The sequence below is a fragment of the Nocardia sp. NPDC056100 genome (genome assembly GCF_042266325.1).
Taxonomy (GTDB): Bacteria; Actinomycetota; Actinomycetes; order Mycobacteriales; family Mycobacteriaceae; genus Nocardia.
Genome location: NZ_JBHJVY010000007.1, coordinates 113,812 through 127,417, shown reverse-complemented (window position 1 = coordinate 127,417; position 13,606 = coordinate 113,812). Strand labels below are relative to the sequence as shown.

Here is a 13,606-nt window from a genome sequence, read left to right as displayed (position 1 = left end):
GGTCAAGCGCTATCGTCGTGATATCACTTCGATACTAGGAGAGTGTCATGGAGATGCGTCGGGCGTTCCGCGTGAACGGGTTTCTGATGCTGGGGGTTTTTCTGATTTTCGGTGCGCTGGCCGTCGCGGGTATCGCGGTGCTCGGCAATTCCGCCAACAATCACAACGGCGCGTCACCGGCCGGAGCGGTGCTGCTGACCGTGGCCATGATCGCGGCCGTCGTGGTGCTCACCGGCTTCGTGGTGGTGAATCCCAACCAGGCCAAGGTCGTTCAGTTCTTCGGCCGGTACATCGGCTCGGTCAGCGAGGCCGGATTCCACTGGGTCACACCGTTCAGCAGCCGGCGCGGAATCTCGTTGCGGGTCAGGAACTTCGAGACCCAGAAGCTGAAGGTCAATGAGGCGGACGGCAATCCGGTCGAGATCGCCGCGGTGGTCGTCTACCGCGTGGTCGACAGCTACAAGGCCGCCTTCGCCGTCGACGATTACGAGCAGTACGTGGAGACCCAGTCCGAGGCGGCGGTCCGCCATCTGGCCACCATCCACCCCTACGACGCCCATGACGACGCCACCCGCACCAGCCTGCGCGATGGCAGCACGGTCGCCGAGGAACTCACCGCCGAACTGCGCGAACGCACCGATCTGGCCGGTATCGAGGTCATCGAGGCCCGCATCACGCACCTGGCGTACGCCCCCGAGATCGCCCAGTCCATGCTGGTGCGCCAGCAGGCCTCGCAGATCGTCGCGGCCCGCACCCGTATCGTGGAGGGCGCGGTCGGCATGGTCGGCCTGGCCCTGGAGCGGCTCGCCGCCGAGGGCATGGTCGAACTCGATGAGGAGCGCAAGGCCGCAATGGTTTCCAACCTCCTGGTGGTCCTGTGTGGTGACCGCGCCGCCCAGCCCGTCGTGAACACCGGCACCCTCTACAGCTGATGCCGGCGCCCAAACGCGAGCCCAAAAAGGTTCTGCTCCGCCTGGATCCCGGCGTCCACGACGCCATCGCCAAATGGGCCGCCGACGACCTCCGCAGCATCAACGCCCAAATCGAATACGCCCTCCGGGTGGCGTTGAAAAACGCCGGGCGAGAACCGAAGACACCCTGAACCGAACTCCTCCCGCAGCGTGCGGGAGGAGTTCGGCGCATCCGGACCGGGTCAGGAGATGAGTTCGGCGCTGTCGATCAGGAAGGTGTCACCGCTGCGGATCAATTGGGCGCGGCGTTGTTCGGCGGCGATGGGTTTGCCGTTGTTGTAGCGGAAGGACAGGCGGTAGGTCACCGTCAGGGTGCTGCCGTCGGCGGCGACATCCCAGGCGGTGACGGCATCGACCGTGGTCCAGAAGGATTGGTAGGCGGTATAGCCGCCGATGCGGTTCTGGTAGGCGGGTGTCAGGCGCGCCCAGGCGGCCGCCGGATTGCTCGGCAGCAAGGCGTAGTGCTCACGGAGGAAGTTCGCCGCGCGAGTGGCGGAATCGGCTGGGGCGGTGGTGGTTTCGCTATCGCCGGTGGTGGTCGGCGGGGGAGTGGCGCGGGTGCCCGGGGGTGTGAGGGCCAGGGTATTGGTGGACTGCGGGGCGGGGGAGCCCGCGGACTCGGACGAGGTACCGCTCTGGCGGATCAGCGGGACCGCGATGATCCCGATCGCGATGAGCACCGCCATCGCCGAGGCCGCCCACATCAGGGCGCGCAGCGAACGCCGCGCCGGATCCGGCGCGGCGGGGCGGATGAGCTGGGTGTCGGCGGTCGAGGCGGATGAGATCCAGTGGTCGGGTTGCGGCGGGGACAGCGGACTCGCCTGTGTCGCAACGGTATCCGCGTCCGTCATGCCCGGTCCCGGGAGCGTGTGCGGTCCGGCGGCCGGACCCGGCGGTACGGGTTCGGGGCCGGAATCCGGCAGACGCAGCTGCCCGCGCGCCGCTGCCCGCGCAGCGTCGATCAACGCTCCGGCGGTCCGATAGCGATCCGCCGGATTCTTGGCCATCCCCCGTGCGATGACCGCGTCGAACGCGGTCGCCACGCCCGCCACCTGAACCGACGGCCGCGGTGGCGGCGCGGACAGATGCGCGGCGATCTGCCGCTCGACGCTGGTGCCCGGGAACGGTTTCGAGCCCGCCAGGCTCTCGTAGAGCACACAGGCCAGCGAGTACACATCGGCCCGGCCGTCATAGCTGTCATTGGCCAGGCGTTCGGGGGCCATGTAGGCGAAGGTACCGATGGCCGCGCCCATGGTGGTCAGATCGGAATCGTTCTCACCGCGCGCGATGCCGAAGTCGATGAGATACGCGAAATCGTTTGCGGTGGTGAGGATGTTGGACGGTTTCACATCCCGGTGCACCAGTCCGGCGTGATGCGCGGCATCGAGCGCTGCGGCTATCTGCGCCAGCAATTCGACCGCGCGCAGCGGCGCGAGCCGTCCCGAGGCGTTCAGCACGGTCGCCAGATCGGTGCCCTCGACCAGCCGCATATCCAGGAACAGCCGTCCGTCGATCTCCCCGTACCCGTGGATCGGAATGATGTGCGGTTCGGTCAGCCGCGCCGCCGCCTGCGCCTCGCGCCGGAACCGTTCCCGGTACACCGGGTCATGCGCGAATTGCGGCGGCAGCACCTTGAGCGCCACGACCCGCTCGGTCTCGGTATCGAAGGCGCGATAGACCCGCCCCATGCCCCCTTCGCCGAGCAGTCCGAGGAGTCGATAGCGGCCGAACGGACTTTCCTCCACCCGTCACGCCTACCACACCCGAGGTGACGGCGGCCAGATCAGAGCGGCTTCTCGGTGACGAAAATGGCTGTGCCCGGGAATATTTCGCCTCGCAAAGGACTCCACTGGCCCCATTCGCGCTCGAGCCACTCCGGCCATTCGGGTTCGATGAGGTCGACCAGGGTCAGCCCGGCGGCCACGATCTCGCGCACCCGATCGCCGACGGTCCGATGGTGTTCGACATAGGTGGGCTCACCGTTCCCGTCCAGCTCCACATACGGCGTGCGATCGAAATACGGGATGGCCGCGCGCAAGCCCTCCGGTCCCGGATCGTCCGGGAAGATCCAGCGCATGGGGTGGTTGACGGAGAACACCCAGCGCCCGCCCGGCCGCAGCACCCGCGCCACCTCGCGCATCACCTGACCCGAATCCGCCACGAACGGCACCCCGCCGAACGCCGAACAGGCCAGATCGAAACTCGCGTCCGCGAACGGCAGCGCCTCCGCACCCGCCTGCACCAGCGGTACCCGCGGCCCGCTCGCGGTCATGGCGTGCATCCCTCGCTCCAGCATCTGCCGGGAGATATCGAGTCCCACCGGATGCGCGCCGTGTGCCGCGAGCCAGCGCGAGCACGGCGCGGAACCGCAGCCGATCTCCAATATGTGCTTGTCCACAATGTCGCCGAGCAGCCGCCAGTCACCCTCGTGCAGGCCCTCCGGGCACCAGATGAACTCCCCGGCAATCGAATCCACGCCCAGGAAATCGGCGTGCGTCTCGTGATAGGCCGCGGCGTCCGCATCCCACCATTTGCGGCTGGCGCGCTCGCTCGCGGTGGAGTCAATCTTGGTTCGGGCCACCCCCACCGTCCCGAGCAGGGAATTCGCCTCGGCGTGCCGGGTATCGTCGGGGAGAGCGGGGTGATCTTCGGCCATTGCGCAACCCTATCGACTCGCGCCGAGGTACCCGTGTTTGCTTGGTACAACAGACCTCGCGTACGCTGTTTCCCGCGAGTGTCTTCTGTACTCGAATCTCTGGGGAAACTCACTGGGTCGAGCAGAGCAGACAATCGTGCTGTGAGTCCGCATGCTTTTCAGGGCAGCGTTGTGCTCCGCCACAGCGATGTGCTGTCGCATGACCAACGTTAGTTCCATCAGCTGTGTGTTCGCAGCAATACCGAAAGCCCACATGTCCACTTCCGACCACAATCCGTCCGGAGCAACCTCACACATGCCCACTACTGTGACCTCGCCGCAGGTAGCCGTTAATGACATCGGCACTGCCGAGGACTTCCTCGCCGCTATCGACAAGACGATCAAGTACTTCAACGACGGCGATATCGTCGAAGGCACCATTGTCAAGGTCGACCGTGACGAGGTCCTTCTCGACATCGGTTACAAGACCGAAGGCGTCATCCCCTCTCGCGAACTCTCCATCAAGCACGATGTCGACCCGAATGAGGTCGTTTCCGTGGGTGATGAGGTCGAGGCCCTCGTTCTCACCAAGGAGGACAAGGAAGGCCGCCTGATCCTGTCGAAGAAGCGCGCGCAGTACGAGCGGGCTTGGGGCACGATCGAGGAGCTCAAGGAGCGTGACGAGGCCGTCAAGGGCACCGTCATCGAGGTTGTCAAGGGCGGCCTGATCCTGGACATCGGCCTCCGCGGCTTCCTCCCGGCCTCGCTCGTCGAGATGCGTCGCGTTCGCGATCTCCAGCCGTACGTCGGCAAGGAGATCGAGGCCAAGATCATCGAGCTCGACAAGAACCGCAACAACGTGGTCCTGTCGCGTCGCGCTTGGCTGGAGCAGACCCAGTCCGAGGTGCGCTCCGAGTTCCTGCACCAGCTGCAGAAGGGCCAGGTCCGCAAGGGCGTCGTGTCCTCCATCGTCAACTTCGGTGCCTTCGTGGACCTGGGTGGCGTCGACGGCCTGGTGCACGTCTCCGAGCTGTCCTGGAAGCACATCGATCACCCGTCCGAGGTTGTCGAGGTCGGCAACGAGGTCACCGTCGAGGTCCTCGACGTCGACCTGGACCGCGAGCGTGTCTCCCTGTCGCTCAAGGCGACTCAGGAAGACCCGTGGCGTCAGTTCGCCCGGACCCACGCGATCGGTCAGATCGTCCCGGGCAAGGTCACCAAGCTCGTTCCCTTCGGCGCCTTCGTGCGCGTCGAAGAGGGCATCGAGGGCCTGGTGCACATCTCCGAGCTGGCCGAGCGCCACGTCGAGGTCCCGGACCAGGTTGTCGCCGTCGGCGACGACGCGATGGTCAAGGTCATCGACATCGACCTCGAGCGTCGTCGTATCTCGCTGTCGCTGAAGCAGGCGAACGAGGACTACAACGCCGAGTTCGATCCGTCCAAGTACGGCATGGCGGACAGCTACGACGACCAGGGCAACTACATCTTCCCCGAGGGCTTCGATCCCGAGACCAACGAATGGCTCGAGGGTTCGGACAAGGTCCGCGAGGAGTGGGAAGGCCGGTACGCCGAGGCCGAGCGTCGCCACAAGATGCACACCACTCAGATGGAGAAGATGGCGGCTGACGCCGCTGCCGAGGCCGCCAACGGTGGCCCGCAGAACTACTCCTCCGAGAGCGGTTCGCAGGCGGCCACGTCCTCCTCGTCGTCTTCGTCCTCCGCCGAGCCCGCCGGTGGCTCGCTGGCGAGCGATGCGCAGCTGGCCGCGCTCCGTGAGAAGCTGTCGGGCAACGCCTGATTCGCTACTGACGCGATAACGCGATAGTTCGAAAGTCCCCGAGTCCCTATGGGCTCGGGGACTTTCGCTATTCTCGATGCAATATGTTCCACTCCGCCGTCGAGTCTCCCGGATCGCTCTGGGAGCGCCGCAAAGTCGAAGCCATGAGCCGTATCCAGCGAATCGCGCTGGATCTGTTCGAGCGGCACGGGTACCGCGAGGTGACGGTGGAACGGGTCGCGACCGCGGCGGGGGTGTCGCCGAGCTCGATCTACCGGTACTTCGGGACCAAGGAAATGCTGGTCCTCTACGACGAGGCCGATCCGCAGATCCTCGAGGTGCTGCGCACCGCCGGTGACGGCGGTATCGCCACACCGGCCGAACTGCTGGCCCTGACGCGTACGCTCGCGCCGATCCTCATCGATACGCTCATCACCCCGGAGCTCGAACGCCGCACCCGCATGCGCATGCAGCACGCGCTGACCTATCCGGAAGTGCGGGACCGGCAGGTGCGGCAGATGCGCGATCTGGAGGCGCAATTCCTGGCGCTGCTGGCCGAGCGGTCCGGGCGCGACGCCAATGATCTGCAACTGCGCATCGCCGTCGCCACCGCCATCTGGGGGTGCATGGCCTCGCTGGACCATTGGGCCGGAACGGATTTCGCGGTGCCCATGCGGCAGGTCTACACCGAGGCGCTGGATTCGATTCTGTCCGCGCTTGACGCCGTGATCGGCTGAGTCCGGCGCAGCGTCGGCAGCCACCAGTTCCAGCGGCCGAACAGCTGCATGAAGGCGGGCACCAGAATCAGGCGCACGATCACCGCGTCGATGGTCACCGCGACGGCCAGTGCGAAGCCGATCTGCTTGAGCTCCAAGACATCCGCGGTCACGAAGCTGGCGAAGACCGCGACCATGATGGCCGCAGCGGCCGTGATCGGCCGGGCGGTGTGCTGCAATCCCTCCGCCACGGCGGCGGCGTTATCGGGATTGCGCTCCCATGCCTCCTTCATGCGGCGCACCAGGAAGACCTCGTAATCCATGGACAGCCCGAACAGCACCGCGAACACCAGCATGGGCAGATACACCTGGAGGAATCCGGCGCTGTGGAACCCGAGCAGCGATTCGCCGATACCGCGCTGGAAGACCGCGACCGTAATGCCCAGTGCCGCACCGGTGGCCAGCAGATTCAGCGCGATGGCCTTGACGGCCAGCACGATACTGCGGAACGCGAAGACCAGGAACGCCATCGAGACCGTCAGCACCAGCACGATCACCCACGGGAAGCGCGAGGTGATGAGCTCGGAGACATCGGCGAAGGTGGCCGATACACCGCCGACCGAGATCGTCGCGGAGTCCACAGTGCTTGCGCGGGAACGGATATCGGTGGTGAGGTCGGCGACGGCGGTGGAATCGAAGGAATCCTTCGGCACCACCATGGCGAGCATGCGGCCGTCGGCGGTCTGCGGCAGCACCGAGGCGATGCGCGGATCGCGATTGAGTTCGGCCACAAAGCGATTGGCGTCCACGAAACCACTGCCGGACAGGGCGGTATCGTCCGGTCCGGTCAGCACCACCTGAATGGGGGAGAGCAGACCCGGGCCGAATTCGCTCCGAATCAGTTGGGTGGCCTGTCCGGCGGGGCGATCGCCGAGCGAGCCCAGCGCCATATCGATGCCGTACTTCATACCGGCCAGTGGTGCGGCGGCAATGGCGAGCACCGCCACCCCGGCCACGCCGAACAGCACCGGGCGGCCCATGACCAGATGCGCCCAGCGGGTCCACGCGGTCGAGGTGACGGCGGCGCGGGTCTCGGCGGGGCGCAGGCGCGCGGGCAGCGCACCCCGGTTGATCGCCGGGCCGAGCAGCGAGAGCACCGCGGGCAGCAGGGTGCAGGCCGCGGCCAGGGTGGCGAGCACCGCGGTCACCACGCCGATGGCGACACCGTTGAGCATCGGCAGCCCGACCACGGTCAGGGCGCAGAGCGAGATCATCACGATGAGCCCCGAGGCCAGGATGGTGCGCCCGGTGGTATCCAGGGCCGCGCCGACGGCGGCGTCGATCCGCGTGCGCGCCTTGCGATCACGGACTCCGCGTTTGGTGAGCTCCTCGTTGAATCGGCTCACGATGAACATGGCGTAGTCGATGGCGGTGCCGGTGCCGATCATGGTGGCGACCGAGAGCACCAGTGAATCGAAGGTCAGGAAGCTGGTGAGCCCGAACAGCACGCCCACCGCCACCGCGATGCCCGCGCCGGTCACCGTGATCGGGATGGTGGCGGCCACGATCGCGCCGAGGGCGAGCACCAGCACCAGGGCCGCGACCGGCAGGCCGATGCTCTCCCCGCGCTGCATATCCGCGGTTTCCATACGCATCAATTCGCCCTGGACGGGGGAGTATCCGGTGACCGCGACCTGAATGTTGTTGGCGCCGACCGGGTCCAGGGCGGTCTGCAAGCGGCCGGCGAGATCCACGCGCTCGGTCATCTCGCCGTTGAGGCCGACGATGCCGAACGCGGTATGCCGATCGGCCGAGATCTGCAGTGCCGCATTGCCTTCGAAGGGGCCGACCGCACCGGCGATACCGGGGATCGCCCGGGCGGCGGTGAGCGCGCTGTCGATGACGGTGCGGAATTCGGGGCTGTCGGCGGTATGGCTCGCCGAATGGAACACGATCAGATCCTGTTCCGCGCCCAGCTGTGAGAAATGCTGCGCCGCAAGCTGTTCCACCCGTTTGGATTCCGAGCCGGGAACGCTGTAGTCGGGTGCGCCGAGGCGGCTGTGCAATGCCGGATAGGCGGCCGCGCATCCGATGACCAGCAGCAGCCAGACTCCCAGGACCGTGCGGCGATGCCGGGCCATGAACATGCCCACCCTGCCGACCATGCCGAATTGTTCGGACGCTGCGGGCTTTGCGGGCTCTGCCATGGTTCCCCTCCGGACGCGATACCTGAAAGTCACTCTCAGGTATGTCGCTCAGCCTAGGCCGGTGCCGAGGATGCCTGCAAGTCACTCTCAGGAATTTTGTGATCATGCGGTACCGTGACCGGCGTCATGGTCGGAAACCCGGTCGGAAACCGGGGATTCGCAGTCCCGACACCAATCGAAGGTTGGATGCAGGCATGGGCGTGTTCGACGGCATCAACAGGCGTGACTTCATGGCGAAGGCGATGGTCGCGGGCGGCGCGGGCATGGTCGCCTCGTGGGCCAATCCCATTATCGAGCGCGCCTACGCCGCCGATCCGGCTGGAATGGGCGGACTCGGGGATATCGAGCACTTCGTGCTGTTGATGCAGGAGAACCGCTCCTTCGACCACTACTTCGGAACCCTGTCCGGCGTAAGAGGATTCGACGATCCGTCACCGGCGTGGAACCAGTACGGGTACGCGCCCGGCGTCGGCCCGACCGCCGACGGATTCATCAATCCGTTCCGCCTGGACACCGAGCGCGGGCCGTCGCTGGACGGTGAATGCATCAACGATCCCGACCACACCTGGGCGGGCATGCACAAGGCGTGGAACAACGGCCGCAATGACGGCTGGATGCCGATGTCCATCGCGTCGGTCGGCGCGGCCAACGGCCCGGCGGCTATGGGCTACTACACCCGCGCCGATATCCCGGTGCACCACGATCTCGCGGACGCGTTCACCATCTGCGACAACTACCACTGCTCGGTGCTCGGGCCGACCGATCCCAATCGGCTGTACTGGGTGTCGGCCACCATCGATCCGGATGGTCTCGCGGGTGGCCCGCTGCTGGAGACGCCGACCATGATTCCGCAGAACGCGTACAGCTGGCGGACCATGCCGGAGAACCTGTCCGATGCCGGGGTGAGCTGGAAGATCTACAACAATCGCGATGTCGGCCCGCTGTCCTCGGTGATCCTGGACGGCATGATGGGCTGTTTCAAACAGGCCGCCGATCCGGCCTCGGAGCTGGCGCGCCGGGGTAAGGCTCCGGTGTACCCGAGTGATTTCGCCGCCGATGTGGCCGCGGATCAGCTGCCCAATGTGTCCTGGGTGATTCCGTCCCTGCTCAATTGCGAACATCCGGCGCTGCCACCGGCTCTGGGTGCGGTCGGCATCATGCAGGTGCTCGATATCCTCACCTCGAATCCGAAGGTGTGGGAGAAGACCGCGCTGATCGTCAGCTATGACGAGAACGGCGGTTTCTTCGATCACGTGACGCCACCGACTCCGCCGCCCGGAACCGCCGGTGAATACCTGACCGTGCCCCTGGATCGCGCACACAAATCGGAAGGCATCGCCGGACCGATCGGTCTGGGCTACCGCGTGCCGTGCTTCGTCATCTCGCCGTACAGCCGCGGCGGGCTGGTCTCCTCGCAGACCTTCGACCACACCTCGCAGCTGCGCCTGCTGGAGCGCCGCTTCGGCGTCGACGTGCCGAACCTGACCGCGTGGCGGCGCGGCGTCACCGGCGATATGACCTCCAGCTTCGACTTCGGCTCGACCCCGGACACGGCGAAACCGGCCTTCGGCCCGGCGGACCGAAAGCTGAATGCCGCACTGGCGCAATGTGGTCCGAATGTCGCCCTGGGTACGGCGAATGTCGGCACCCCGTATCCGGTGCCGCCCAATGCCATGCCGACGCAGGAGCCCGGCACTCGCCGCAGGCCCAGCGGCCTCACGGTGTGATGCCTGGCGGCCCGGCCGTTCGCGGTCGGGCCGCCACCCGCGCACGCGAAATTATGGCCCAGTCCCGGAAGGGGCTGGGCCACAGTCGCGTTCGCGTATCAGGCGGTAGCGGGCACCCACTGTTGGACGGCAGGACGTTCGGCGCGTTTTCGCGTGGCGGCGGCGCTGTGCCGAGCGGGGGTGAGGTTGAGCAAAGCGGTGAACCAGCCGCGCCGATGTACGGCGAGCGCTGCCGCGACCGCGGGAATCTCGATGCAGTGCATCATGCCCGGCAGTCCCAGACGGTGCCGACCCGTCTGGATGTTTCTGGTGCCCAATGAAGTTCCTTCTCCTACGTGTTACCGGCCCTGGATCGCCTGCGGCGAACCTTAGCCGAACAAAAGTGTGCGACGCCGTATTTTGCGCGACATTCACCCCGGCGTGTCGGAATGTTGCCGACAAACGGTCCGTATTGAACGAAAAAGTTGCGAATTGGTCTCATCAATATCACGGAATGAGCAAACTCCACGGCCGAAAGTGAATTCACCGGTCCGACTGGGTAATCCGTACTTTCGCCAGGTGAGGGGTGGTGTACGCGACCGCCGCGACAGATGTCAGACTGGGCGAATGTTGCGAATCGGTCTCACCGGAGGCATGGGAGCGGGCAAATCCACCGTGGCCCGCATTCTCGTCGAACACGGCGCGTTGCTGGTGGACAGCGACGTTATCGCGCGCGAAGTAGTCGCGCCCGGTACCGAGGGATTGGCCGCACTCGTGGCCGCCTTCGGAAACGATATTCTCGCCGCCGACGGCAGCCTGGATCGACCGGCATTGGCCGCCAAGGCTTTCGCCAGCGATGAGGCGCGCGCCACCCTCAACGGCATCACCCATCCGCTGGTCGGCAAGCGCACCAATGAACTGGTCGCCTCCGCACCCGCGGACGGCATTGTGGTGCAGGACATTCCGCTGCTGGTGGAGAACGGGCTAGCGCCCTTCATGAATCTGGTGGTCATCGTCGACGTGGCCGAGGAGACCCGGCTGCGCCGCCTGGTGGAATTCCGCGGCGTGGACGAGGCGGACGCGCGCGCACGGATCGCCGCCCAGGCCACCGATGCCCAGCGGCACGCGGTGGCCGATGTACTGCTGGACAATAATGGCGCGGACGGCGCGATCGCCGCGGCCGTCGACGCGCTCTGGACCGAGCGGCTCATTCCGTTCGAACGCAATCTGCGCACCCGCACTCCGGCTGCCCGGCCCGCCGAACTGCCCGTGGTGTCCGCGAATCCGGAATGGCCGGTGCAGGCCAAGCGCCTCATCGCCCGCCTCGCTCTGGCGTGCGCGGCCGATGCGCGGCGCATCGAACACGTCGGGCCGACCGCGGTGGCGGATAAGCCCGCCGAGGATGTGCTGGACATCCGCATCACCGTCGCCGATGCGACCGTGGCCGAGGGGCTGCGGGATCGATTGGCGGATGCGGGTTTCCCGCGTGCCACGGACGATCAGCCGGTCGCGGGGGAGTGGGCGCATGCGAGCGCCGATCCCGGCCGTCTCGCGAATGTGGTTGTGGCTGTCGAGAACTGACGATTGCGTCGCCGCGGCATCGCCCGGCGGCGCTACATCCAGGTCAGGGTGATGTCCCGGGCTTGCAGCCAGGCTTCGAAACTGTGCCCGTGCGCGGCGATTCCGTCGATGACGGTGGTCGCGGTTTCGATGGCCTGCTGCGCCTGACCTAGATCCAGGTATCCGGCGGCGTGCGCGGCGAGGAGCTCGTCGACATCGAGGAGTTCGACCTCGCGGTTGCTGCGCACCACCAGATCCAGGTAGTGGTCGACCGACTTCCACTTCTTCGCACCGACCTGCGCGTACTCGCCGATATCGATGTAGTAGTCCTGATCGCGCAGGTGGGCGGGGGTGAAGTGGAAGACCGTCGCGCGAATGGACATGCTTGGCAGCAGCCAGGATTCGATGTAGTGGAACTCGGGATGGTCCGAGGTGCGCGCCATGTACAGCCCCCACGGTTCGACGTGGTAGCGCTCGACCTGCCGAACGAAGCCCTTGGGATCGATATTGGTGAGTTCATCGACGTTGAAGTACTCAACCTTGGGTCGGTGTAGGTCAACCGCGGAAGCCTGAGTCATGCCCGTAAGCATCGCCTGTCCGGCGGGCGTCGTCCAGGGGAGTGTGGCCGATTCGGCCGAGTTTCGCCGAAACGCAAATGTGAAACGTTGCCTTCCGTTATGTTGCGGCTACCCATTACTTGACGTGGGTAGTTCGAATAAGGGAAGCAAAGATGAAGGTACAGAGCGTTCGCGCTCGCCGGGCCGGGATGGGAGTCACCGCCTTCGGCGCGCTGGCCGCCACCATGGTCATGGCCGCACCCCAGGCCGGCGCGTGGGTCGGTAATCTCCAGGTCGACGGGGGCACCGAGCATAAGACCGGTTGCAGCTACACCGTCACCGCCTCGGTCGAGGTGGACCGGCTCTCGACGGTGAAGTTCACCGATAACGGCGTCGACATCCCGGGCAGCCCGGTGTCGCCCTCGCTGCTGAGCAATAAGGTCACCATCAAGTGGACGCCCACCACCGTGGGCAATCACAAGCTCGAGGCGCGCCAGATCCTGATCAGCGATTCGATCAACGTTCAGGTCACCGCGGGTAGCAATACCGGCAGCCTGGGCTGCGGCGGCGGGCTCGGCGGGCTCATCCCGACCGGCTCCAGCTAGCGCCGAAAAGTACGACGGGACAAGGCCACCCGGGCCGGGTACAAGACGGACCGGGTGGCCTTCTCCATATCTCGCGCAGCCGAAGCGAGATCTCGCGCGGCTAGAGCCAGCTCAGCGCGACGCCCTTGGTGGCGAGCCAGCGGTCCACATCGTGACCGCAGCCCGCGATACCGTCCACCACCGCCGCGGCCCGCTCGATGGCCTTGTGCGTGCGCGCGGTATCGAAATGCCCGGCCGCGTGCGCGGTCAGCAGGTCATCGATGCCGAGCAGTTCGGGCACCTGTCCGGGCCGCGCGACCACGTGCAGGTAGTGACCCTCGCCACGCCACTTCTTCGGCTCGATCTGGCTGTACTCGCCGATATCGAGGTAGTAGGTCTGACCGCGATCGTGGCCCGGCCGCAGGTGATAGACCGTGACCCGGAGGAAAAGCTCTGGGAGCAACCAGGATTCGATGTAGTGGAAACGCGGATTGTCCACAATCCGCTCGATATAAAGGCCCCAGGGTTCGGCGTGTAGCCGCTCCACGGAGTGCACGTACCCGTGATAATCCGTCCAGCACAGGTCCGCCAGATTGAAGAACTCCAGCCTGGGGCGATGCGCGGACGCCGCGGGAGCCGGCCGCTCGACCCTTTGTGGATCTGCGCCGTTGGTGGAATTGCGCTGTGGCATATGCAGACCGACCATGGCCTTGCCTCTTTCCGACTCGTCCCGAACCGCCAGCCCAGGTTACACCTGGATGCTGGGAATGGGACCTCCGTTGTGTGGGAAGGAAATTCGAGGTTCGTCACATGGGAATTCTTTGAACTTTCTTGGGAGAAACAATAATTCGGACAATTGACCCATTGGAAAGAGGAATGCTCCAGCATCAAAC

General features: G+C 65.9%; 12 protein-coding genes and 1 pseudogene. 7 read left to right on the top strand and 6 right to left on the bottom strand.

From position 1 onward, the window contains the following. The first annotated feature begins 47 nt into the window (after positions 1-47). Together ACFC0O_RS42085 and ACFC0O_RS42080 are read left to right on the top strand one after the other, a co-directional pair. The gene (locus tag ACFC0O_RS42085) at positions 48-932 is read left to right on the top strand and encodes an SPFH domain-containing protein (protein ID WP_375967953.1); all 885 of its coding nucleotides are present in this window, start codon (positions 48-50) and stop codon (positions 930-932) included. Next, positions 932-1,102: a hypothetical protein gene (locus ACFC0O_RS42080; protein WP_375967952.1), complete on the top strand. Its 171-nt coding sequence runs from the start codon at positions 932-934 to the stop codon at positions 1,100-1,102. Before ACFC0O_RS42085 ends, ACFC0O_RS42080 begins: the two co-directional genes overlap by 1 nt. Positions 1,103-1,153: 51 nt before the next feature. On the opposite strand, the gene ACFC0O_RS42075 is transcribed toward ACFC0O_RS42080, so the two are convergent. Beyond that, positions 1,154-2,716 carry a serine/threonine-protein kinase gene (locus ACFC0O_RS42075; RefSeq protein ID WP_375967951.1) on the bottom strand — a complete coding sequence of 521 codons (1,563 nt, stop codon included), beginning with the start codon at positions 2,714-2,716 and terminating at the stop codon, positions 1,154-1,156. Positions 2,717-2,754: 38 nt separating this feature from the next. After that, positions 2,755-3,627, bottom strand: coding sequence for a class I SAM-dependent methyltransferase (locus tag ACFC0O_RS42070; RefSeq protein ID WP_375967950.1), 873 nt, complete (start codon positions 3,625-3,627; stop codon positions 2,755-2,757). A gap of 295 nt (positions 3,628-3,922) precedes the next feature. Here ACFC0O_RS42070 and rpsA point away from each other — a divergent pair, with 295 nt between their 5' ends. Together rpsA and ACFC0O_RS42060 are read left to right on the top strand one after the other, a co-directional pair. Continuing rightward, complete coding sequence (rpsA, locus tag ACFC0O_RS42065) at positions 3,923-5,404, top strand: 30S ribosomal protein S1 (RefSeq protein ID WP_375968235.1); 1,482 nt, start codon at positions 3,923-3,925, stop codon at positions 5,402-5,404. 143 nt (positions 5,405-5,547) lie between these two features. Further along, on the top strand, positions 5,548-6,120 hold the full coding sequence (locus ACFC0O_RS42060; protein ID WP_375967949.1) for a TetR/AcrR family transcriptional regulator: 573 nt from the start codon (positions 5,548-5,550) through the stop codon (positions 6,118-6,120). On the opposite strand, the gene ACFC0O_RS42055 is transcribed toward ACFC0O_RS42060, so the two are convergent. Beyond that, positions 6,066-8,306 (bottom strand): MMPL family transporter, encoded by a 2,241-nt coding sequence (locus tag ACFC0O_RS42055; RefSeq protein ID WP_375967948.1) that lies wholly within the window; start codon positions 8,304-8,306, stop codon positions 6,066-6,068. The genes ACFC0O_RS42060 and ACFC0O_RS42055 overlap by 55 nt on opposite strands. Positions 8,307-8,500: 194 nt before the next feature. On the opposite strand from ACFC0O_RS42055, the gene ACFC0O_RS42050 reads away from it, so the two are divergent. Continuing rightward, the gene (locus ACFC0O_RS42050) at positions 8,501-10,033 is read left to right on the top strand and encodes a phospholipase C (protein WP_375967947.1); all 1,533 of its coding nucleotides are present in this window, start codon (positions 8,501-8,503) and stop codon (positions 10,031-10,033) included. 98 nt (positions 10,034-10,131) lie between these two features. On the opposite strand, the gene ACFC0O_RS42045 is transcribed toward ACFC0O_RS42050, so the two are convergent. Next, complete coding sequence (locus ACFC0O_RS42045) at positions 10,132-10,350, bottom strand: hypothetical protein (RefSeq protein WP_364644243.1); 219 nt, start codon at positions 10,348-10,350, stop codon at positions 10,132-10,134. A gap of 289 nt (positions 10,351-10,639) precedes the next feature. On the opposite strand from ACFC0O_RS42045, the pseudogene coaE reads away from it, so the two are divergent. Next, positions 10,640-11,587 (top strand): annotated as a pseudogene (coaE, locus tag ACFC0O_RS42040) (dephospho-CoA kinase); the annotation flags it as partial. Positions 11,588-11,625: 38 nt separating this feature from the next. Here coaE and ACFC0O_RS42035 read toward each other — a convergent pair. After that, positions 11,626-12,150 carry a DUF402 domain-containing protein gene (locus ACFC0O_RS42035; protein ID WP_375967946.1) on the bottom strand — a complete coding sequence of 175 codons (525 nt, stop codon included), beginning with the start codon at positions 12,148-12,150 and terminating at the stop codon, positions 11,626-11,628. 152 nt (positions 12,151-12,302) lie between these two features. Between ACFC0O_RS42035 and ACFC0O_RS42030 the strand changes: the two genes are divergently transcribed. After that, positions 12,303-12,734 carry a hypothetical protein gene (locus ACFC0O_RS42030; RefSeq protein ID WP_375967945.1) on the top strand — a complete coding sequence of 144 codons (432 nt, stop codon included), beginning with the start codon at positions 12,303-12,305 and terminating at the stop codon, positions 12,732-12,734. A gap of 100 nt (positions 12,735-12,834) precedes the next feature. Here ACFC0O_RS42030 and ACFC0O_RS42025 read toward each other — a convergent pair whose 3' ends face one another. After that, positions 12,835-13,419 (bottom strand): DUF402 domain-containing protein, encoded by a 585-nt coding sequence (locus ACFC0O_RS42025; protein WP_375967944.1) that lies wholly within the window; start codon positions 13,417-13,419, stop codon positions 12,835-12,837. Positions 13,420-13,606 lie beyond the last annotated feature (187 nt).